The organism is Pseudoalteromonas shioyasakiensis (genome assembly GCF_001550135.1).
Lineage (GTDB): Bacteria > Pseudomonadota > Gammaproteobacteria > Enterobacterales > Alteromonadaceae > Pseudoalteromonas > Pseudoalteromonas shioyasakiensis.
This window is the reverse complement of the sequence record NZ_LRUE01000002.1, coordinates 146,318-168,855: the sequence shown is the minus strand read 5'-3', so window position 1 is coordinate 168,855 and position 22,538 is coordinate 146,318. Positions and strand designations below refer to the sequence as shown.

At 41.2% G+C, this 22,538-nt stretch carries 21 protein-coding genes, 1 tRNA gene and 1 other RNA gene; 12 read left to right on the top strand and 11 right to left on the bottom strand.

Annotated features, from left to right (window positions below; translation table 11 throughout):
* Nucleotides 1-63 precede the first annotated feature (63 nt).
* From PASHI_RS01400 to PASHI_RS01390, 3 genes are all read left to right on the top strand, one after another.
* The gene (locus PASHI_RS01400) at nt 64-699 is read left to right on the top strand and encodes an SDR family oxidoreductase (protein ID WP_062564339.1); all 636 of its coding nucleotides are present in this window, start codon (nt 64-66) and stop codon (nt 697-699) included.
* 93 nt (nt 700-792) lie between these two features.
* Nucleotides 793-1,629, top strand: coding sequence for a substrate-binding periplasmic protein (locus PASHI_RS01395; protein WP_062564338.1), 837 nt, complete (start codon nt 793-795; stop codon nt 1,627-1,629).
* Between the two features lie 7 nt (nt 1,630-1,636).
* Entirely contained in the window at nt 1,637-3,115 is a 1,479-nt protein-coding gene (locus tag PASHI_RS01390) for a methyl-accepting chemotaxis protein (RefSeq protein ID WP_062564337.1), read from the top strand.
* Here the strand turns inward: PASHI_RS01390 and PASHI_RS01385 are convergent.
* Entirely contained in the window at nt 3,105-3,878 is a 774-nt protein-coding gene (locus PASHI_RS01385) for a sulfite exporter TauE/SafE family protein (protein ID WP_062564336.1), read from the bottom strand. The two genes, PASHI_RS01390 and PASHI_RS01385, sit on opposite strands and share 11 nt — an antisense overlap.
* A gap of 205 nt (nt 3,879-4,083) precedes the next feature.
* Here PASHI_RS01385 and PASHI_RS01380 point away from each other — a divergent pair, with 205 nt between their 5' ends.
* Together PASHI_RS01380 and PASHI_RS01375 are read left to right on the top strand one after the other, a co-directional pair.
* Nucleotides 4,084-4,800, top strand: coding sequence for an enoyl-CoA hydratase/isomerase family protein (locus PASHI_RS01380; protein WP_062564335.1), 717 nt, complete (start codon nt 4,084-4,086; stop codon nt 4,798-4,800).
* A gap of 244 nt (nt 4,801-5,044) precedes the next feature.
* A complete protein-coding gene (locus tag PASHI_RS01375) occupies nt 5,045-6,061 on the top strand; it encodes a hypothetical protein (protein ID WP_062564334.1) in 1,017 nt (338 codons plus the stop codon).
* Between the two features lie 74 nt (nt 6,062-6,135).
* Here the strand turns inward: PASHI_RS01375 and ssrA are convergent.
* Nucleotides 6,136-6,494: a transfer-messenger RNA gene (gene ssrA / locus PASHI_RS01370) on the bottom strand.
* A gap of 278 nt (nt 6,495-6,772) precedes the next feature.
* Here ssrA and PASHI_RS01365 point away from each other — a divergent pair.
* Nucleotides 6,773-8,398 carry a FapA family protein gene (locus tag PASHI_RS01365; protein WP_062564333.1) on the top strand — a complete coding sequence of 542 codons (1,626 nt, stop codon included), beginning with the start codon at nt 6,773-6,775 and terminating at the stop codon, nt 8,396-8,398.
* On the opposite strand, the gene rnt is transcribed toward PASHI_RS01365, so the two are convergent.
* A complete protein-coding gene (rnt, locus tag PASHI_RS01360) occupies nt 8,382-9,062 on the bottom strand; it encodes a ribonuclease T (RefSeq protein WP_062564332.1) in 681 nt (226 codons plus the stop codon). The genes PASHI_RS01365 and rnt overlap by 17 nt on opposite strands.
* Nucleotides 9,063-9,278: 216 nt before the next feature.
* Here rnt and PASHI_RS01355 point away from each other — a divergent pair, with 216 nt between their 5' ends.
* A complete protein-coding gene (locus PASHI_RS01355) occupies nt 9,279-10,157 on the top strand; it encodes a flagellar protein MotY (protein WP_054561850.1) in 879 nt (292 codons plus the stop codon).
* A gap of 21 nt (nt 10,158-10,178) precedes the next feature.
* Here the strand turns inward: PASHI_RS01355 and PASHI_RS01350 are convergent, their stop codons facing one another.
* Nucleotides 10,179-11,084 (bottom strand): DMT family transporter, encoded by a 906-nt coding sequence (locus PASHI_RS01350; RefSeq protein WP_062564331.1) that lies wholly within the window; start codon nt 11,082-11,084, stop codon nt 10,179-10,181.
* 406 nt (nt 11,085-11,490) lie between these two features.
* Here PASHI_RS01350 and PASHI_RS01345 point away from each other — a divergent pair, with 406 nt between their 5' ends.
* Nucleotides 11,491-12,693: an aromatic amino acid transport family protein gene (locus PASHI_RS01345; protein ID WP_082710851.1), complete on the top strand. Its 1,203-nt coding sequence runs from the start codon at nt 11,491-11,493 to the stop codon at nt 12,691-12,693.
* Between the two features lie 60 nt (nt 12,694-12,753).
* Here PASHI_RS01345 and ggt read toward each other — a convergent pair whose 3' ends face one another.
* The gene (gene ggt, locus PASHI_RS01340) at nt 12,754-14,412 is read right to left on the bottom strand and encodes a gamma-glutamyltransferase (protein ID WP_062564330.1); all 1,659 of its coding nucleotides are present in this window, start codon (nt 14,410-14,412) and stop codon (nt 12,754-12,756) included.
* 76 nt (nt 14,413-14,488) lie between these two features.
* Nucleotides 14,489-15,034 carry a GNAT family N-acetyltransferase gene (locus tag PASHI_RS01335; protein WP_062564329.1) on the bottom strand — a complete coding sequence of 182 codons (546 nt, stop codon included), beginning with the start codon at nt 15,032-15,034 and terminating at the stop codon, nt 14,489-14,491.
* A 49-nt stretch (nt 15,035-15,083) separates the two neighbouring features.
* On the opposite strand from PASHI_RS01335, the gene PASHI_RS01330 reads away from it, so the two are divergent.
* Nucleotides 15,084-15,452, top strand: coding sequence for a hypothetical protein (locus PASHI_RS01330; RefSeq protein ID WP_062564328.1), 369 nt, complete (start codon nt 15,084-15,086; stop codon nt 15,450-15,452).
* Between the two features lie 41 nt (nt 15,453-15,493).
* On the opposite strand, the gene PASHI_RS01325 is transcribed toward PASHI_RS01330, so the two are convergent.
* Complete coding sequence (locus PASHI_RS01325) at nt 15,494-17,716, bottom strand: TonB-dependent receptor (protein ID WP_062564327.1); 2,223 nt, start codon at nt 17,714-17,716, stop codon at nt 15,494-15,496.
* 526 nt (nt 17,717-18,242) lie between these two features.
* On the opposite strand from PASHI_RS01325, the gene PASHI_RS01320 reads away from it, so the two are divergent.
* From PASHI_RS01320 to PASHI_RS22035, 3 genes are all read left to right on the top strand, one after another.
* The gene (locus PASHI_RS01320) at nt 18,243-18,836 is read left to right on the top strand and encodes a helix-turn-helix transcriptional regulator (RefSeq protein WP_062564326.1); all 594 of its coding nucleotides are present in this window, start codon (nt 18,243-18,245) and stop codon (nt 18,834-18,836) included.
* Nucleotides 18,837-19,047: 211 nt separating this feature from the next.
* Nucleotides 19,048-19,890: a VOC family protein gene (locus tag PASHI_RS01315; protein ID WP_062564325.1), complete on the top strand. Its 843-nt coding sequence runs from the start codon at nt 19,048-19,050 to the stop codon at nt 19,888-19,890.
* A complete protein-coding gene (locus PASHI_RS22035; protein ID WP_167350228.1) occupies nt 19,890-20,042 on the top strand; it encodes a hypothetical protein in 153 nt (50 codons plus the stop codon). Before PASHI_RS01315 ends, PASHI_RS22035 begins: the two co-directional genes overlap by 1 nt.
* A gap of 41 nt (nt 20,043-20,083) precedes the next feature.
* Here PASHI_RS22035 and PASHI_RS01310 read toward each other — a convergent pair whose 3' ends face one another.
* From PASHI_RS01310 to tpiA, 4 genes are all read right to left on the bottom strand, one after another.
* A complete protein-coding gene (locus tag PASHI_RS01310) occupies nt 20,084-21,028 on the bottom strand; it encodes a hypothetical protein (protein ID WP_062564324.1) in 945 nt (314 codons plus the stop codon).
* A gap of 197 nt (nt 21,029-21,225) precedes the next feature.
* A tRNA-Leu gene (locus tag PASHI_RS01305) sits at nt 21,226-21,310 on the bottom strand.
* 76 nt (nt 21,311-21,386) lie between these two features.
* The gene (gene secG / locus PASHI_RS01300; RefSeq protein ID WP_054551698.1) at nt 21,387-21,734 is read right to left on the bottom strand and encodes a preprotein translocase subunit SecG; all 348 of its coding nucleotides are present in this window, start codon (nt 21,732-21,734) and stop codon (nt 21,387-21,389) included.
* A gap of 1 nt (nt 21,735) precedes the next feature.
* Nucleotides 21,736-22,485, bottom strand: a complete 750-nt coding sequence (tpiA, locus tag PASHI_RS01295) for a triose-phosphate isomerase (RefSeq protein ID WP_062564323.1) — start codon at nt 22,483-22,485, stop codon at nt 21,736-21,738.
* Nucleotides 22,486-22,538 lie beyond the last annotated feature (53 nt).

Here is a 22,538-nt window from a genome sequence, read left to right as displayed (position 1 = left end):
CCCTTTAAAAATAAATCCACACCCCAAGGTCTTTACTTACACAGCAATTAGAAGGAGTTTGATATGAAGACCTTAATCATTGGCGCAACGGGCCAAATAGGCAAAATGACCACCGAAAAAATGCTGGCAAGTGGTAATGATGTAGTGGCTCTGGTTAGAGACAAAAGCAAACTGACTGCGCTTGAAAGTAATAATTTAACGATTGTAGAGCAAGACCTCGAAAACGATTTTAGTCGTGCCTTCGAGGGTGTTGAACAAGTGATTTTTAGCGCGGGCTCCGGCGGCGCAACGGGTGCTGATAAAACCTTACTGATAGATTTATGGGCCGCAGTTAAAGCGATTAATTATGCGGTAGATGCCAAGGTTAAGCACTTTATTATGGTCAGCTCTATTGGTGCTGATGCCCCAGATAACATTGAAAGCAGTATAAAACCGTATTTAGTTGCAAAGCACATGGCTGACCAACATTTAATCAATAGCGAATTAAATTACAGCATTGTCAGACCTGGCACGCTATTAAATGTTGCAGCAACGGGGCTATTAACCACCACGCGCCCTGCAACGCGCCAAGATGCGGTGATCAACCGTGAAGATGTAGCAAATACCCTGCTATACCTTGCTGAACATACACCGAAAAAACCACAAGTGTTTGAATTGTTTAATGGTGATAAGTCAATCGACAGCCTTCTGAACGATTGATTAGGTATGAATACGTATGCATAAGAAATAAGATTGAGAAAGCGCGTAAAGCACTTTAGTTTATTGTTTACATAATAATAACAAAGGTGCTTTATGCGTCATTTTGCTTTCCTTTTTTGCTTTGCTTTTACGTCGGCTTGTTTTGCCGCACCGGTAAAAGTTCAAAGCTATAGTGGCGATACCTCACTTCCCCACAAATTACTGATCAGCGCCATTGAACGGGCTGACTTAGAGTATGTTCACCCTTACGAAACCAATAAAGATATCTCTAATGCACGTATCTTAAACGATGTAAAAAACAACCAGCTTGATGTGATGTGGAGCATGACATCTACTCAGTTAGAGCAAGATTATCAAGCCGTTTATATTCCCTTGTTTCGTGGCTTACTTGGCATGCGAGTCGCGATTGTTAAAGCACAAAATCGCGAACTGTTTAGCTCGGTAACTAGCTTACAAGATTTAAAACGTTTTACCGCTGGGCAAGGTAAAACCTGGCCAGACACGAAAATATTAAAAGCAAATCAACTGCCTGTTGTTACTACATTAAAATACCCTAACTTATTTCCAATGCTTGAAGGCGAGCGCTTTGACTACTTCCCACGTGGGGTGAATGAACCTTGGGATGAAATTGCCAATCACTCAGAGCTTAACCTCACTGTTGAGCCGCACTTAGTTATTAAGTACACCGCACCACTTTACTTTTTCGTCAACAAAAACAACCACACGCTGCATAAACAGCTAAATGATGCGCTAAACGAGATGATTGCCGATGGCACATTTAACGCCATGTTTTTGGCAGACAGCCAAGTACAAACGGTTTTATCAAAAGCCAACTTAAGCTCGCGTCGCGTAATTGAGCTAGATAACCCAACGTTATCGTCGAACACACCTAATAAAAATAGCCCTTTGTGGTTTAACCCATTTCAATGAGCGCACAATGAAATCATTAAAATATAAAATGACCTTGGCACTGTCTTTGTGCCTTTTACTGAGCGTGATCTTCGTGATCAGTGCAAACTACCTGCTGGCAAAGTCGAGTCAAACACAACAATGGCAAGACGACATCACGGCCCTTAATGAGCAAATGCAGGTTATTTTAGCCGAGCCGGTATTCTCTTATGATGAGCCGTTAATCAATCAGATTATTAAAGCCTTTTCGCAAAACAAACATGTATATAGCATTTCAGTGACAGATCATCGCAATAAGCCACTTGCTTCTATCACTAAACAAAGCAATAGCGCATCGGTTAGCAAAACTATTGATTTGCACTATTTAGATAATTTAATTGGCCACATAAAAATTGGTTACTCACAACAAGCACTGCATAGCACCATTGCTGAGTCGACACGCACCATGTTTATTACCTTGCTGGTCTCTTTTATCGCCTTGGGTGCGGTGATTATTTATATCGTGCGGCTATTAGTGATAAAACCAATCGATAGCGTAAATAGCCTTGTTGATGAAATTGTCAAAGGCGAAGGCGACCTTACAAAACGTATTAGCTATCAATCTAATGATGAAATAGGCTATTTGGTCGATGGTTTCAATCGATTTATAGCGCAAGTGCAAGAAATAATTACAGAGCTAGGCAGCACAGCCAGTGAGCTTGAAATGATAGCCAGCACAGTAAACGAAGCATCTGTGCGCTCTAAAAACGAAGCCGAGCTTGAATATAATCGCACTGATTCAGCAACCAATGCACTTAGTCAGTTAAGTGAAGCAACCAAAGAGATTGCGCAAGGGGCTAATCAAACTGCACAGCAAACAACCGACGTACATCGCTTATGCCAACAAGGCGAACAAAATATGAATGCCAATGGCAACATGGTTGACGAATTAGCTGCACAACTCGACCATACATCAAACGTAGTTAAACAATTAAACGCCAGCAGTAACGAAATCAGCCAAGTGCTCGATGTTATAAAAAGTATTGCCGAGCAAACCAATTTACTGGCTCTAAATGCTGCTATTGAAGCGGCTCGTGCGGGGGAATCTGGTCGTGGCTTTGCTGTGGTGGCCGATGAAGTAAGAGCGCTTGCTAGTAAAACCTATGATTCAACGTCTGAGATTGAGTCGATTATTGTATCGCTACACAAAAATACCTCTGATTGTGTAACCGCAACGGAGCAAAGCAAGTCACTGAGCGATAAAGTGAGCCAAGCGAATCAAAAAAGCCAAGCGGTGTTCAAAGATATTGCTAAACAAATCAATACCATTAATCAAATGAACGAGAGCGTGGCGGCAAGTTCTGAAGAGCAAACCAGCGTGACCGCTGATATCTTAAATACCATGCAGCTCATTAACCAAGGCGCTAAGAGCCTATCGCAAGAAGCTCAGCACCTCGATAACACCATAGGCCAACTCAATGAATTAGAACGCGGCATCGTTGCCAAACTGGGTTTGTTTAAATACTAAAAGCCATAATTCCCTGCCACGCAAGTTGCAGGGAAAGCACCGTTAACACTAAACGAAAAATCTTTTTAAATTTATCTGACGAAATGCGGTGCAATAACTTAAGGCCAAGCCAAGTACCTAAAGCACCGCTCATTATCATGAGCATAACCAGCGGCAACCACTGCCAAAATGCAAAGCCCACAGCCCCATATAAAATCGCTTTTAAGGTATGTTGTACTGTCATGCAGCTTGAAAAAGTAGCGGTAAATTTAAGCTTATTATAATTATTCACATATAAGCAGCTGCCAACCAAAGGCCCACTTGCCCCTACAAACATCGAGATAAACGTGGTCCAAAGTCCAGCGAGAACACGCCATAACTTTGAGGTTTCTCTGAGCTTTGGCGTCACACCCCAAAGTAAATAAAGCACAAATGCAGCAACCACTATTTTCATTAATTCAAGGGGTATTGATGTGACAATCGTTGAGGCAACCAGCGCACCTAAGACTCCCCCTAAAGAGAAGTACACAAACATAGCACCATCAATATGTTTAAACGTGAACAAAAAGCGGTTTGCATTAGAGCCTAACTGCACTAACCCATGAACAGGAATAACCACACTCATAGGAAGCATGGATGCCATGATCACCAGCAGCATTAAGCCGCCGCCCGCACCAAAAGCTGCTGAAATCATTGAAGTAAAGCCCGCAACCACAATGAGCATGATTGTGCTGATCGGGCTTAATAAATCTCCACCTAAAAACTGCCAACTGATCAAATCCATTGTTACGCTTTAAATAGTGTGTTTGAGCTAACGCTATCATGACTCACCACTATTAGCGATATATTGGAAAATAGTTTCGACTAAAAGACCATATCAACCAAAAGAGAAGTGCCCCTAAATTCACAACTGGTCAGACTTGTGGTTTATTTTGTTAAACCGATGGTATATAACTATGCCCACAACACAATAAAATTAAAGGCACAGCATGACACTGATGAATGTAAGTACACAAAGATCTGTTGCTATCTTAACTATGACAACAGCTGAAAATCGCCATAACCCTGCTTTTGCAGAGGCTTTTTTAACTTGCCTTGACGAAATCGAACGTAATCCTGAACACAAAGCACTGGTGATCACTTCAAGCAGCGAAAAATCATGGAGCTTGGGCATAGATACCGATTGGCTTATGCCCGCATTAAAAACACAAAAATTTGCTGAAGTAAGTGGCTTTATGCACTCAATGGATGCGGTATTTAAACGCCTATTACTGTTCCCAATGCCAGTCATTGCAGCAATTAATGGCCACGCGTTTGGTAATGGTGCAATTTTATCGTGCGCCTGTGATTTTAGGTTTATGCAAAGCGACCGTGGTTTCTTCTGCTTCCCAGAAGTTGACTTATCAATCCCGTTTTTACCGGGCATGCTCGCCTTCATTAAAAAAGCTATTCCAGACTATCGTTTTAACGAGATGATGCTAACAGGCCGCCGCGTTACCGCAGGCGAACTTGCCACGGATCATGTTATTGAACAAGCCTGCCCAAACAAAGAAGCTTTATTTAATAGCGCCCTCGAATTTGCCAGCCAGTTCGATAAAAAACGCGCGATTTTCGCCGAGCACAAAAAGCGCCTACACAAACACATCATCGACACCATTGATATAGAAAACAAACCGATTATTGATGCCGTTCAGTTGATTGTTTAGAAAAAACCTCTAAGTACCTGTGCTTAGAGGTTATTTTATATATAATTTTACATTGCTTATATAATAACACCTTTAAAAATCATTAAGCATAATAAAAGCTAGTAAAAACTTAAATTTGCACATTCTAAAAAAAGACCTAATATATTATTTTAAATTCGAAGTTTAAATTTAAAATAATATAAATAAAATTCATTATATTTAAAATAAAAGCATGCACTTTTTTATTAGGCAAAGGAGAATGCTCATGAAGTTTATTACATTTATTTTATCTATCTCAGTTCTAGCTGGATGTACATCACATACTAAAATTCCTGATACATTAGCTGAGAAACAAACATCATATAGTTACATACCATTTGATCCCTTACCTGTACAGACTCTAGAGGGGGCTAGTTGCTCCCCAGCAGATAACGAACTTAGATTTAAAAATAAAGAAATTGTTTTGCGCAATTTAAAAGATTCATTTCCTGATCAAACAGTTCGTTTAGCAGTTGCTGAATTTACATCTGATGGGACACTTAACTTTGGCCCATCAACAATTGGTTATGAAGGTCGTTCTTATCAAGTTATTATTGACTATGCAAATACAGACACCACAAAGGGTAGCTTTTTAGTTAAAAGAGAAATATCCGGCCAAATACCAGATGTAAAATGGTGGGGAGCTGAATATACTTACCCAAATTACAAAAAAGGCCAACCCCTAAAGTTATTTGAACACGTTCCAAATAATGTAGTATCTAATTATAATGTTATAGTTAATCCAAATGATGGTTTATTCTCAAAGGTAGATGAAAACAAAGAGCTAAAATCACTTTTTGATTTATCTAACTACGATATTCAGAACTATGAACTCGTGAATTTGCCAGTATATGTAGGAGTTGGGTTAAGACTCACTGCGACTATTAATGTCTTAAATGGAAATGTGAATTTGTCTGGTTTACCTGCAATCGCAGCTGAAGCAAAAGCTGGAAACTTAACAGGTACTTTAGTTGTTCAAACACTGGGGGCTACAGGTGAACTTGTTTCTGCTAATCTACCTTTACCAAGCGAGTTAAATCAAACAACCATTCAAAATTCGATTTTATCACTCGGTTCGATCAAAGCTTTGCTCCATGACGAGAATATTAGAATAACACCCAGAGTAATCGGCATTTATAACCCAATAGGCGGAGGTCAAAGTTTTGTTAATAAAGTTATTTCAGCCTTAGCATCTGAAAGGTTAACATGGTATCAGCCCTGTGATGCCATAGATAAGAAATAGTAAATAATGCCATCTATTACTTCTATATTTTAGACAATAAAAAAGGCCGCTCTGAGAGCAGCCTTTTTCATATTTGGTGGAGCTGGGGGGATTTGAACCCCCGTCCGAAAAGCCTCGACCTTTGGTACTACATGCTTAGTATCGTCTTTTAGTTAACCTTATACAGCTCGGACGAACACGATCTGCAAAGGCGAGGCCGCTTAGTTTTAGCCCTTCAACCCCGGCCAGGGTTTCCGTAGCGAGTCCGTGTAGGGTGACACTTCAGAACCGGGTCCACAGACATACACCGGAGAAGTGCTAGCGGGCTATTATGCCGCTAGAGCGTAGTTATCGTCGTTTGCGATTACTTTAAATTGCGGCTTTTTTACGAGGCCAACCGCACCTCGACATGCACCTCGGGCGTCTTGAATTCCGTCGAATCCTAATCAGCCCCTGAATTTGGTATCTCATTCAGAGTGTTCGTGCAGTATAACTGAGTAGCCTATTCATACTCAAGGCATTAATCGGGAAATTTTTGCTAAGTACCTTTGAATGCTGAATTTTCAGGCAGGAAAAATCAGTTTTTATACATATTTTCACATTTTAATCATACAAATTCTTAACATAGTACAAAAGTTGTGCTGAAATAGGAAACGTTGTTACCCTTCTTCAAAAATAACCTGTAACAACACATAACTATAATAACAGGCAGTTTTTTACAGGGCTTTTCAGATGTCGATGTTTTCATTCGATGAACAAAGCGGCTATGTCTCTTTGTGTGAGCATCCTCGTGATGCGGGTTTTCCTACTACGAGTTCTCAATTAATTGAATTACTTGAGCAGTCTCCTTATGCCAGCTACGAATATATTGATGCCAATATAGGCAAGTTGTTTATACCTAGCAGCCAATATCAAAACCAATCTTTAGTGGTTGCTAAAGCCGTTGATGCTCACCTTGAAGTAAAAGTCGATGCTAAAAACATGGTGGTTGAAGCAAGCTTAACAACAGCCCGTGGCGGTAAAATTGTTAGCATGGATATGGCGCAAGAGGTGCTTGCAGAGGCGGGAGTGATTAAAGGCATTAGTTTACGTGCCCTTGATACCTTTTTAGGCCAACAATTTAAGCAACCACCCGGCGCCCATTACACCGCAATTGTTGCCCATGGCCGAATGCCTAAAGAAGGCACCGATGCTAAATTCGTGCGCTTATGCTCTACAGCACAAGACCGCGTTCTTAGCCCGCAAGCGACCTCTGGCGGTAAAGTCGACATGCGTAATTTAGGTGCCATTATTACCGTTAAGCCGGGTACACCATTAATGCAGCGAGTTCCTGCAACACCCGGTGAAGATGGCTTTACTGTGTTTGGTGATGTAATGCCTGCAAAACCTGGTAAAGACTTACCTCTTGAGCCATTCGAAGGAACGCGTATTGACCCTAATAATAGCGATATGTTGATTGCCGATGCGAAGGGCGTGCCTGTTGCCCTACCCCGCGGTATGCGCGTTGACGACGTATTGTGTTTTCATCATGTAGATGTGAGTACGGGCCATGTCGAATTTGATGGCAGTGTTATTATTAGTGGTGATGTAAAAGATGGTATGCGCGTCAAAGCCACGGGTGATATCACTGTTTTAGGGTTTGTTGAATCAGCCACAATTGAAAGTAAAAGTGAAGTCACCGTGATGCTTGGGGCTGTTGGCAGAAAACGTGAAAACGTCGAAAACTTTACCTGTAACATAACGGCTTCGCGCACTATCTCAGTGGGTTATGCTCAGTACTGCCATATAAAAACAGAGCAAGATTTATTCATTGAACGCCAAGCTTTACATTGTGATTTAAGCGCTCGCCGCCTTATTCGAGTCGGCAAAGCCAATAACCCGCGAGGCAAAATTATTGGTGGCAATATTTTAGATGCGATGCGAATAGAAACCGGCGAGCTTGGTGCGCCATCAGGCACTAAAACACGGGTTTTCATTGCTCAGTACTGGCATGATTTACGCCAAAAGCAGCAGCAAATTAATGACTTTGAAAAGTTATTAGCGACAAAAGCAGCTGCCTTACAGCAAGCACGCAAAAAGGCCAATAAAATACCCGACCCAGCTCAACGGGCGCATTATATTAAAAAGATCACTGCCAGCGAGCAGCAGATTAAAATTAAAACAGCCAACACAAAGAAAAAGAAACACTTAGTGAAAATTAAGATTGCGCGCTTATTAGCAACAAGTCGCTTAAAAGTGAATGAATTAATGCATCCAGGGGTGGAGCTTAAGATAGCACAAGAGAGTAAACAGTTTTCACGTATTTACCCTCCTAACATGGTGCGTTTTTTTGAAGGTAAGATCACTCAGTCGTTTTAACGGCTGAGTCTTGCTCTTCTTCACTTACTTCAGTTTCAGGCAATGGCCAACCGCCGAGTTGTTGCCAGCGATTAACGATTAAACAGAACAATTCTGCAGTACGCTCGGTATCATAAAGTGCTGAGTGAGCTTGCTTATTATCAAACTCAATACCTGCCGCCCTACACGCTTTAGCTAATACTGTTTGCCCTAGTGCAAGGCCTGCCAGTGATGTAGTATCAAAGCTAACAAATGGATGAAATGGCGTGCGCTTAATTTTACAACGCTCAATGGCAGCATTTAAAAAGCCGTGATCAAACGCTGCATTGTGTGCTACAACCACTGAACGCTGGCAACCCGCTGCTTTTTGTGCCTTGCGCACGACTTTACAGATTTCTTTAATCGCTTCTTCCTCAGGCACCGCACCACGCAGCGCAGAAAAAGGATCAATACCATTAAACTCAATGGCCGCTTGTTCAATATTCGCGCCTTCAAATGGCTCAACATGAAAATGCACAGTATGATCAATACTTAACACGCCGTCGTCATCCATTTTCAGTACAGATGCAGCAATTTCTAATAACGCATCGGTTTCTTTATTAAAACCTGCGGTTTCAACATCAATCACAACAGGAAAAAAGCCACGAAAGCGTTTTGCGAAAAGAGTTTGTTCAGTATTTTCCATAGTCTTCTTGGTTTGCCAGTGTAAGCTGGCTATTATGTCAAAAACCACGGCTACTCTGCTAGAGTAAATAGTGTGAAATCGAAGATTCTTACTGAGTTTTTAGGCACATTACTTGCTTTATATTAATCAGCTAGCCCTGTGTTTAGTGTGCTGAAGCAATTAAACACAAAAATTGCCAATAATTTGGCATTGATGATTTGTTGGAGAATTACCGTGATGAAGCTTTCATTACTTCCTTTAAGCCTAGGCCTATTAACCTCAGTTGCAAGTATAAATGCGCATGCAGCCATGCGTGAGTATACCGCTAATGCTGATATGTCGAACTGGCAAATGGTTAAAACTTCTCGCTTAGAATGCCAATTAAATCATGAAGTTCCTTACTATGGTGAAGCAATTTTCAGCACCACTGCCAGTAAAAATAAAGACGTAAACTTCAACCTTGATATGGTCGTACGCCCAGACAACTACAGTATTGCTGGCCTAAAAGCCGTACCACCTAGCTGGCGTGCAGGTATGCCTGCTCGCGACTTAGCAAATATGAAGCTATTACGTAAGTTTGACGGCGAGCTTGGCAACAAAACCGCTTGGGAAATGCTCACCGAACTTGAAAAAGGTTACCAACCGACATTTTATTACCAAGACTGGCAAAACAGTGCCGATAAAATTGCCGTTGGTTTATCGAGTGTCAACTTTAAGCAAGCTTATTGGGCGTTTTTACAGTGCCGAGATGCAATGCTGCCTTACAGCTTTGAAGATATTTCGTTCACAGTGATGAACTATGAGCCTAATACCAGCAAGCTGACTAAATCATCACAAAAACGCTTAGATAAAATTGGCGAATACTTAAAGTACGACACCAATATCGAATCTATTTCAATATCTTCTTACACCGACAGCTACGGTGGTCGCTGGAATAACCTCGAGTTATCAAAAAAACGCGCTAAAGCGATTAAGGATTACATTGTTAGCTTAGGGGTTGATGAAAGCAAAGTAGATACCGATGGTTACGGTGAAAAGCGCCATGTTGCCAGCAACGACAACATTTTAGACCGCAACAAAAACCGTCGTTTAGTCATTCAAATTGCAAAAATGTAGCCGCCGAAGCGGCTACTAGCCTTAACTCATTTCTACCGATTTCACGCGCTTAAAGCGCTTTAGCCACTTATCGCCAAACTGAAAAAATGCGAGGCTAATCATAATGATGGTCGCGCCAACAATCAGTGCTTGGTCAATGGGCTCATCATTAAGTAAACCACCAATCGCGATTGCAAAACTTGGTGTGATCAGGGTTGTTAATGCGACCGTGCTGGCGTTCAACTTCTGCAATACATGAAAATACGCCAGCGCACCAATTAATGAACCAAACACGCCTAAGTAAACAATTGAGTACATTGATTTTGCACTCCACATCTGGCTATTAAGTTGCCCATCTACCAGCAACCAAGTAATAAAAAACAGCGGGGTTACAAAAACCAACGCGCCAAATGTGGTAGCCATTGGATGAATAGCAATTCTTACCCGTTTGATCATCACACCGCTCAAACTAAAAAAGCACACTGCCATAAATACATATAACAGGCCACTAAGCTGCTCTACTCCCCCTTGAATATGGCGTTGGCTTACTAAAAATAAACCAATTAAGGCACAGCCAAGTGCGCCAAGCTTAATGGCGCTAAACTTAGGTTCGTTCAAGATTTTTTGCGCAAGTAAGCCCGATAAAATTGGTGCAAGGCCAAACATTAATGATATTAACCCAGAAGGCACTGTTTTAGCTGCCATGTAACTTAATAACATGCCGCCAAAAATACCTATGCTTGAATAGCCATAAAGGAATAAAGCACGGCGATGCCAAGGCACTCGGATATTGGCAACAGCAACGACAAACGAAGCCAACACCAGCCCCACCAGCATGCGTAAAAACACAGCCAGGGTTGGTGCTACCGTTTCACTACTCCAAACAATACCCAGTGGTGTTGTTGACCAAATCACCACCATTAAAAAATATGAGGCTTTAACAGGCACAAGCTTATTCCTTTAAAAAGGCGAAAAAAGCGGAAGAAAATTTAAAAGGGAAATAACCAACCGCTTAGAACGCGGTTAGTAAAACTTACTTAATTAACCGCAGCACATAACAGACCATACGACTGATGAGGTCAGGCGCATACAATTGTTTGTTGGTCGTTGGTTTAGCTGCATCATGGTATTTAATAAAGTAAGTTGAAGAAGCTTAAGAATCCGCCTAAATGGTGATTTTGTCAACACGAATACTCATGCTATTTGGCAAAAAGTTATTTGCTGATTTCAACAGCCTGTTTGCACATGTAAATCATAGGTTACATTTAATTTCTTTGATTTATAACAAAACTATTTAAGTTTTGTTAAACAAGTTATATCTTGCTTGCCTCTCACGAAGTTTAAGGGGCAAAAAGTGCTTAAAAATAAAACAATAGGTAGCATGTTAATTGTTGCTGGCACCACCATAGGTGCAGGGATGCTGGCATTGCCTATCGCCTCCGCAGGGCTTGGTTTCACAACAGCGTTATCACTAATCTTTTTAACTTGGGTTTTAATGACCTACACAGCATTGCTGATGCTAGAGCTGCATCAATATGCCGACAGAGATGCAACCCTCAATACGTTAGCTAAGTCATGGTTGGGTAAACGTGGGCAATGGGTCGCTAACTTTTCAGTGATGTTTTTGTTTTACGCATTATGCGCTGCCTATATCGCAGGTGGTGGTGCGCAATTACAAGAAAAGCTCAACAATGGTTTATCGCTTTCTTTAGCACCGCAAGTTGGCTCAGTTATTCTGGCTGTTGTGATCGGTACTGTGGTGACACTCGGTACCAGCAAAGTCGATAAGCTTAACCGCGTACTGTTCACTATTAAAGTATGCGTACTAGCCAGCTTATTTTATATGCTGACACCTTATGTTCATGGCCAACACTTACTTGAAATGCCTATTGAACAAGGTCTGATCTTATCTGCAATCCCGGTGGTGTTTACCTCGTTTGGTTTTCATGGCTCTATTCCATCGATTGTGAAATACGTGGGTTTAGATATCAAAACACTTCGTAAAGTAATGGTGGCAGGTGCCGCATTGCCTTTAGTAATTTACATTTTTTGGCAATTACTTAGCCAAGGCATGATGAGTCAAAGCGACTTACTACAAAGTCAAGGGTTACCTGGATTCGTAAGCAGTGTCGCTAGCATTGCTCACAGCCCACATGTTGCCACTGCTGTGAACATTTTTGCTGATTTAGCGTTGGCCACGTCTTTCTTAGGGGTGAGTTTAGGTTTATTCGACTTTTTTGCTGATGCATTTAAAAAAGGTGATGGCAGTAAAGATCGTATCAAAACAGCCTTGATCACCTTTATTCCACCGCTAGGCTTTGCGCTATTCTATCCACAAGGGTTTATTATGGCACTTGGCTACGCCGCCATTGCGCTGGTTATTTTAGCGGTGTTTTTACCGGTTGCTATGGTCTATAAGCAACGAAGCAGCAAACCTGATGCGGGTTACCAAGTTAAAGGCGGTAATATTGGCTTAGCACTGGCCGCCCTGTTTGGTGTGCTTATTATTAGTGCTCAAGGTTTACAAATGGCGGGGCTTATTCCAGCGATTGGTTAAACAGCCCACCAAATCAAAGAAAGCACCCGAGGGTGCTTTTTTGTCTAGTTTAAAGCTTAATTAAAACACCATTGCTTTACCACGGCCAGATGCTTCAGAGGCTGCATCTAATTTACCGTCTTTATTGATGATCACATGCATATCACCAAAATGGCGTTCATCAAGTGTATAACCCATCTTCTCAAGCGCTTTAACAACCTTTGGTTCAAGACCTGTGTGGTATCTAATCACATTTTTAGGCCATAACTGGTGATGAAAACGTGGGCTGTCTACCACTTGCTCTGCAGTCATATCAAATTCAACCGCATTTAAAATAGACTCATACACAGAGCTAATAATCGTGGTGCCACCCGGAGAGCCTGTTACCATTTTAACTTTGTTATCCTGAAGTAGAATGGTCGGTGTCATTGAGCTCAACATGCGTTTATGAGGTTGAATTTCGTTAGCTTTACCACCAATTGCACCAAATACATTCATCACACCTGGCTTGGCACTAAAGTCATCCATTTCATCATTCAAAATAAATCCTGCGCCCGATACAACCACGCCACTGCCAAAGCTTAAGTTGATGGTCGTGGTATTAGCAACGGCATTACCCCACTTATCTAGGATAGAAAAATGCGTTGTTTGCTCACTTTCGTGTAAACCCGGTTTGATGTTCTCAGTTGTCGAAATGGCATCTGGGCGAATTGTACTTGCACGATTGCTAAGATAATCATCTGCAAGTAGAGCTGTTTTTGGCACCTCATAAAAATCTGGGTCGCCTAAATATTCTGCTCTGTCGGCAAATACGCGTTTACCTACTTCAGCCAAAATATGGACATAGGTGGTCGAGTTGTGCTCAAGCTTTCCTTCAGGCTTTGCCAAGTCGTACATTTTTAGCCACTGCAAAATAGCAATACCACCTGAACTTGGCGGTGGCGATGTGAGCACTTCGTAACCGCGCCAGTTACCCTTAATTGGTGTACGTGACTTAGCTTGATAAGCTTTTAAGTCTTGCTCAGTAATAATACCGCCGTGCTGCTTCATAAATGACGCTATGATCTTTGCTGTCTCACCCTCGTAGAAACCAGCTTTACCTTGATCACGAATACGTTTTAGTGTGGCGGCAAGTTCCGGCTGTTTAAATACCTTATTTGCTTTAGCATCGGCAAAGTAATCAGCAAAGTTAATGTTTACCGACTTTTTGGCCATTCGCGCAATATAACGCTCGATACTCGCAGCTAGCTTAGGATGCACAATAAAGCCCTGCTCTGCTAATTTAACCGCAGGCTCTAGCAGAGTTTTCCACTCTAAGCTGCCGTGCTTTTGATGGGCAAGCCACATTCCAGCAACACTGCCCGGAACACCACTTGCGTGAATACCGTACACAGACATGTTATCAATAACATCACCTTTATCATCAAGGTACATATCGCGATGAGCTGCAGCAGGGGCTGTTTCACGGTAATCAATAAAATCACCCTTGCCATCTTTTTGGATCAGCATAAAGCCACCACCACCGATATTTCCGGCTTCTGGTAAAGTCACTGCTAATACAAACTGTGCCGCAATTGCCGCATCAACGGCGTTACCGCCTTGCTCTAAAATAGCCCGAGCCGTATCACTGCTGTAGCTATCAGGCATTGCGACAGCGGCTTGTTTTGCAAAACTTGACGGATGAAAGAATATCGCGGTAACGATCAACAGATGTGCCGCGTATTTGACTAAATTTGCCATGGTACTTCCTTTTTCTTGATGTTATTTTGACCATTTAGACATGTGAAACACTTAAGGTCAATTAGTTACGATTAACTTAGCTAAGCTGCTCTTTAGGACATGAATAAAGTACTGCAGGTAATTCACCGTGCTCATCTTTATGGATATAGTTTTTTACAAACTTAAGGCCTAGTTTTTCCATCACCTTTATTGAGCCTAGGTTATCTTTTAGTGCTGTGGCACTGAGCGACTTTACTTCTTCTGGCTCACTTACGGCTTTAGCAATGGCAAGTGCTGCCTCAGACGCATAGCCTTTGCCCCAGCTCATTTTTTTAAAGCGCCAGCCAATTTCTAAATCACTAAAATCAGGTTGTTCAAAAAAGCCCATGGGCCTGACTAATACCCAACCGATAAAGGTATTGCTCTCTATGATATTTACTTGCCAAAGCCCCCAGCCTTTTTGCTCATTTCGATACGCATTCAAGCGTGGAATGAATACCTCTTTAACAGTCTGCATAGTGGATACTTTGCCGCGAGTGAGATGTTTCATTACCTCAGGGTCGTTATCGAGCTCATAAAGTAGCTCGGCATCATTTTCATCCATTAACCGAAAACTTAATCGTGCTGTTCTAGCTATATTCATTTTTTATTGCTTATACTGCTTAATAGTTAATTAACCATTAGAGAAAAATATGAACAAATTAGCAAGCTTAGTTTTATTAGGCTGTATTGCCTTAACAGGTTGTGATGACGCAGAGCAGGCCAAGAAAGATGCCAGCGAAGCAAAAGAGGAAGTAAAGCAAGCCCTAAATGATGCTTGGAGCGACGTAAAAGACGCCACCAATGAGTTTAACGACGACTCACTGCAAGAGTTACTCGAAGAGAGTAAGAAAATGGGCTTAAGCATGTATGACGATGGTAAAGAAATTGCCTTAGATGCATGGATTGAGAGTAAAGAAGCGGCTGGTGAGCTTTCTGAAAAAACCAAACAAAAAGCAAAAGAACTGGCTGAAGAATTAAGAGAAGTGCGCGAAAAACGCGAGCAAGAGAAAAATAATTAAAAAGAAAGGGCAAGTATTTACTTGCCCTTTTTTGTTAGTAATTAAAGCTCAAATTCTTTTTTGAATTTTAAGCCAAATTCACTTCGGTCATTGCTGCGCATTACGCCAACAAAACCAGATTGTTGTAAACGACCCACATCGTATACTTCGTTTAACACGTTCTCACCGTAAAGAGTCACTTCAAAGTCACCGTTCGGGTTTAAGTAAGAAATGTTGAAACCCACTAATTCACGAGAATCAATGTGTTCACTTTGGTTGTAAACTGATTGACCTTGCATATCGCTACGGTATGAATAGTTAGCGTTTACTGCCACTGTGCCACCGTTACTTAAATCAATGAAATAAGAAGGTGCGACCATCACAGTCCAACGTGGTGTTAGTGCTGGTGAGTCACCTTTACCAATACCTAATACACCGTCATCAACTTCTGTGATTTCTGAATCTAGGTAACCAATTGCGCTACGTAGCGTAAAGTCATCAGTAAATGCGATTGTTGTCTCAAGCTCGATACCTTGTGCTTTAGACTCACCCGCATTTTCTACGATAGTAACGAAACCTCCACCTGCAGTTGGATCTGAGAATGGTAATGCCAGGTCTGTGTAATCAGTAACAAACACAGCAAGCATCATAGATACATCTTCATGTACCTGACCTTTTAGGCCAAGCTCGTAGTTAATTGCTTTTGTTTCATCGAAAGAAACAAATTGATCAGGGCCACCAAATGGACGCGGAGGGAAACCACCTGTTTGATAACCTTTTTGGATTTGGCCATACACATTCATGTTATTGCTAAGCTGGTACGACGCATTTAAATCCCATGTTACCGCATCAAAATCAGCACTCACGTATTTACGTGTCGCAAACGTTGGGAATAAGGCATCGGCTTCTTTTTTATCTTTCGAATAACGTAGACCACCGCCCACAGTTAAATCGTCGCTTAGGTCATAGCTTGCATTGATATAAGCTGCGTATGAGTTAGTTTCTTGGTTTATATCAAAGTAACCGTAATCACCAAAAGACGCTGTAGTACCATCATTCAGAAGACCATCAGGTGTGTTGAATGGGCTAAATACAAACGGGCCAGAGCTTGTGAAGCCATCTTCATTAAAGAAGTATAAGCCTGATACAAAGTCCATGTTATCGAAGCTACCGTTTAACTGGATTTCGAATGAATATTGATCTGCGCCGCCTTCTTCAGGGAACTCTGATAAGTTAAGGGCAACAGCGTCATCATCAAGACCCCCTTCGTATTCTGAGCTACGGTAGCTGGTGATGAACTTAGCTGTATACGTATTATTGATATCCCAGTCAGCTGTTAATGAAGTACCCCAGCCTGAATAAGCCGTCGACTCAATACCCGCTACCGTCGTTGCTAAGTCATCAGGATCGCTTGGTAACATGTCTTCTGTAAGTAATGGGAAATCACCATTGAATGGATCATTCGGATCAAGTGGCGCCGTTAGTTCAATTGTGTATGGTGATTGGCCTGATTCGTTATCAACACCATCAATTGAGAACACAAAAGATAAATCGCTACTTGCTTGCCATTTAAGCGCCATACGACCACTTAACTCTTGCTCTTCACCAATTTCTTTTTCTGGGTTAGCAAGGTTAATCGCTTCACCTACACCATCGCGTTGCTTATAAGACACGCTTGCAGACATGCTTACAGTGTCGGTAAGGCTGTTATTAAAGTAAACGTCACCGGCTAAACGACCACGGCTACCTACTTTTGCCGTTGTCGTTACAATGCCTTCGTCACCAGGTTGCTTAGTAATAATATTTACTGCACCACCTAATGTGTTACGACCGTACAAAGTACCTTGTGGACCACGTAATACCTCTACACGCTCAACATTTGGTAATGATAAGTTTGAGCCCATTTGACGACCAAGGTAAACACCATCTAAGTAAACACCTACTCCCGGATCAGTTGTGATCACGTGGTCTTGTAAACCAATACCACGAATAAACACAGATGCATGTGCTGCATTACCTACACCGTAACGAGTGATGTTTAGGTTAGGTACGTATTTACCGATGTCTTCTAGGTTGCTCATGTTCGCTTTATCAATCAGGTTTTCACCGATTGATGTCACTGCTGTTGGCGACTCAAAAATGCTTTCTGTACGCTTACGCGCTGTTACTTCGATTTTTTCGAAAGCATCTTGTTTAGCAGTGGTTTTTTCTTGCTCAGCTAAGGCTGAAGTAGATAATGCAGCAACAATAGCTACAGTTAACTGTGAGAGGTGACGTAATTTCAATTAAAACTCCAAAGGATACCGTGTGTGTGTATTTTTACCCGTAAATTTCAGGCATAAAAAAAGACGCTTAGGTATAAGCATCTTTCCTCTGGAGGGGTATTATATGTCAGTTTTGTGAAAATATGTATAATTATTTTAATTTTTATCAAAAACTGTATAAATAAACCGCATTACCTCCATGTTTTCGAATTATAAACCACTAGATTCTTTACAAAAAAGCAAATAAAAATAAATGTTTAGTTTTGTATTATCGCAGTAAACTTTCTGGGTAACACAATTAAAATGAACGAAAAATGAACGTTATTTTTATTACTTTTCAATCAAGTAGAAATAAATTTCAGAAATTTCTCACCTTCAAAAGAGTACCTAGCTCAGGTAATGTTTAATAAAGTGCAGCCAAGTTAGCAAAAGCTAACTAAACAAAAATGTGCGCAAGATTTTCCTCTGTTGGAATTTCATTTTTTACACGTAATAATCAGCAACACAATTTACTTGTTATCATTTACCGATAGTTTTTGGCGTGAATATGGATTTTATTTTTAATAAAAACGCGGCTGATTCTGTGTCACCTGCTTCGACTCTTCCTTACTGTATTGCGAACGATGATAAAACTCTGTTGCTTAATTACGACTCTTTAGACACCTTGACAAACCGTGAATTAATAAGTGAGTTCATGAAAACTCATGGTTATCATCATCTGGTAATTTTTAATATGCCTCATAGAGCGGATGTGCTGCCATTAAAAGACTGGCCAAAACTAAAAGGGTTATTTTTTAAAAACACTAAGACAGATATTTTTGAACAGGGACTGCAAGAAATTAAAAAGGGATCCTTGTGGTTTCCCAGAACGGTGAGCGATAAATGGATGAGAGTGATGCTCGAAACTGAGCAAAAAAATCAAATTCAATCAAATAACTTAACGTTTAAAGAATCTAAAGTACTGCACTTGCTTTCTTCTGGCGCAACATGCCCCCAAATTGCCGATGCTTTATTTATTAGCGAAGCGACAGTGCGAGTTCATTTGCACAAGATTTACCAGAAGATTAATGTTAAAAACAAACAAAAAGCCTTACAGTGGTGCGAAAGGAACATGAATAAAATCAATAAACTTGCGGGCTAAATTGCAAGTGAATTGTACCTAGGTAATACCTCATAATTCTGTTTCCATCCTAGCGCCTATAACTTGCTCTATACAGCATTGCTCAAAGCTTTAAGTATTTTTGCAAAATAATTATTTAACTCTTTACCTTTTGGGAAAATAGTTTTTGATTGAATAACAAACAAATAATGGGCTATGCTTTTATTTGACCCCATTTTGCAAGGAGCAAACTTTGAAATTACTCACCCCCTTACGTGCTGCAATTTTAATAGCAGTCACAGCGGTCTCGTTGACTGGTTGCCAGCTTACCTCTAGTGAACTACCTGCAATCAGTGATTCAGGAACAAAAAACTCAGGTCACGTTGTGTGGCATGATTTGATCACACCTGATTTGTCACAATCTCAAGCATTTTATAGCAGTGTGTTTGGTTGGCAATTCGAAGCCGTTAACGACAGCTATACGTTAGCATCATTAGATGGAAAATTAATTGCTGGTATGGCAGAGCTTGATAATAAACAAAATGCCAGCCATTGGCTGAGCCTTATCAGCAGTAAAGACATCGCTGCCGTTAGTGAAAAAACTATCAAAGCCGGAGGTAAAGTCTTAGTAAGCAGTACCGAGATTAAAGGCCGTGGCACTATTGCTGTATTAGAAGACCCTCAAGGGGCTGTTTTTTCACTGATCAATACCGTAAATGGTGACCCTGAAACTCAGCAAACTGATAACGGTTGGATTTGGCAAGAAGTATGGAGTGATAACCCAGAGCAGAGCAAAGCCTTTTACCAATCACTTGGTAATTATTCTGCACAAAGTAAACCGCTAAATAATGGCAATTACAGTTACCTAGCCTTAAATGGCACACCTGCGATTGGCTTTGTAAAAAAACCAGATGCCGAGATTGGTAACACATGGGTGAATTACATTAAAGTAGCTGATGTTGATGCAACCCTATTAAAAGTAACCGCCGCAGGCGGCATAGTACTTATGGCACCAAATGACAAAGTACGAAGTGGCAGCGTCGCCATTATTCGTGATCCAGCGGGTGCTGGTATTGTAATTCAGGAGCAAATGTAATGAATAAAAAAATGATTCGCTTAGCTGCTCTTGCGGCTGCAATGTTAGCTTTAAATGCCTGCACCCCCTATGCAAGCCTAGATATTAATGCGCCATTTAAAGTAGGTCCTGTGTACGTTAACCCAAGTATTGGCATTGGCGGTACACTTTAATCAATTTCAGGGCGCTGCGTTTTAAACAAAGCGCCCTATCATTAGTGTTTTACTTTTAAGCGCTGTACCTGGGTCAGCACATCTTCAGCTTTGGCGCCTAGGTAAACGTAAATTGCCAGTGCAATCAACAGACCTACCACAGCAAACATCATCAATACAGCAGGTATAACATACTCAGTTTGCCCGAGTGCTGCTTTAAACATGGTTAGTAAGGCTTCTATCGATACTGCAATCAAAATTGTTGAGATAAAGCGTGTGATCGTTCGTCTTGTTGAGCTGTGCCGAAAAATATCCTTATGCATGAGGATTTCTTCTTCTAGAATTGTTTTGCCTAAATCAAAAATAGCCAACGCTAAAGTAACAAAGATAATAATAGTAAATGGTTTAAGTGGGTCTGACTGAGTGTCTTCGCTTAAGACTAAGTCCACCATTCCGGCAAATACTTTATATAACAGATAGAACACCAAGCAGAACAAACAAGCGACAATCAAGCCATAACCTACCTTAAAGTAAGGTGTCATTCTGGCTCGCTTGGTGTCTCCCATAATAAATTCAATCAGCTCTGTTAAGCACACATCGATAACCAAAAACTGCTGTACATCGTTGCCTGAAGGAATTGTTTTGATCACTGAGATACAAAGATGCTTAGTCGCAGTCGAAATATATGGCGAAGTAAAATGCGGCACGGGTGTTGACGAAGCTAGTAAAAAATAAGGCCGAGCACTTAAGTCCTGCCCAGCCCCAATATGACCCAGTTTCTTGTTGTATTGACGCTTAAAGCAGACATTGTCACCTTGCTGAATGCCTTGTTCATTCAAGCAATATTGCAATTCTAGAAATGGATATTGATTGACGAGCTGTTGATACGCTTGCTTGTTAGTCAACGATGCCTGAACACTGGCAAGTATAGAAAGAAGAAGTTCATGAATAAGCTGTTGCTGCTCTTCATAGCGTTCTATAGCACTTAAATAACTCATTCTGGCCATCTTGCTTCCTCAAAGTAGTGATATCAACTCTAGTCAAGCAAGGAAGACTCCAATTTTTATTTCAATTAATAATCAATTAGTTAATTTCGTGAACGGGAATGACATTAGAATAAAAGCACTATAAAGGTGCGCATTTTGTTTTATGAAGCACTAAAACGAAAAAAGCTGTAACTCTGTGAGTTACAGCTTTTTAATTTTGGTGCGGATGGGGGGACTTGAACCCCCACGGCCGAAGCCACCACCCCCTCAAGATGGCGTGTCTACCAATTCCACCACATCCGCATACAATTCTGTATGTTGTTAAGCTTAACGTTTACTTGAGGAGTGAAAACTGCTTAACGATAATTAGCAAAGCTAATTAGTTAGGTACGTCAGACGTTTTATCTTCTGTCGCAGGCACATCAGATTGTGCTGGCGTTACAGTTTCAACAGCTGGCGCAGCTTCTAAGTTTTCCCACTCATCAGTCTTTTTGATTTGACCTGCAGTAAGGTTACCTAGAACAATACTTAGTACGAAGAAGATCGTTGCTAAGATTGTTGTTGTTTTAGTCATGAAGTTACCAGCACCTGATGAGCCAAACACGGTACCAGAAGCGCCAGCACCAAATGATGAACCCATATCTGCGCCTTTACCTTGTTGGATTAAAACCATACCAACTAATGCTAAAGCAACAATTAAATAAACTACTAATAAAATTTCGTACATCTTATACGGTCCCTTTTGCACTTTCACAGATAGCAGTAAATGAATCTGCTTTAAGACTGGCGCCACCAATAAGGCCGCCGTCTATATCTGGTTGTGCAAATAATAATTCGCTATTTTTTTCATTCACGCTACCACCATATAAGATGGTTAATTGCTGTGCTACATCGCTATCTGAAGAAGCAACCTTCTCGCGGATAAACTTGTGCACGGCTTGCGCTTGCTCAGGAGAGGCAGTCTTACCTGTGCCAATGGCCCAAACGGGCTCGTATGCTACCACAGAATTCTTCAGTGCTGCTACACCTAATTTGCTAATTACAGCATCAATTTGAGCTGCAACCACTAATTCAGTTTCGTTTGCTTCACGTTGCTGCTCACTTTCACCTACACAAAGGATAGGAGTTAAGCCAACTTGCTGCGCTCGCGCAAACTTATCTGCAACAACTTCATCTGACTCACCGTAGATACTACGACGTTCAGAGTGACCAACTAACGTATAAGCTGCGCCTAGGTCTTTGACTAGCTGAGCATCAACTTCACCAGTAAAAGCACCAGCTTGGTTTTCAGAGACTGTTTGCGAACCAAACGTGACGTTTTGTTGCTGCAAAGAACTCAACAATGGGAATGGTGGAAACACCACTATATCCAGTTCATCCGATTGAACATTTTTGATAGCAGTTGATAACTGTTCAACAAGCTCTAGAGAGCCGTTCATTTTCCAATTACCTGCGACCATCGGCTTACGTGTTGCCATTATTCCACTCCACATTAGAAAGCGGGCAAGATACTAACTCGACTTGCCCAAAG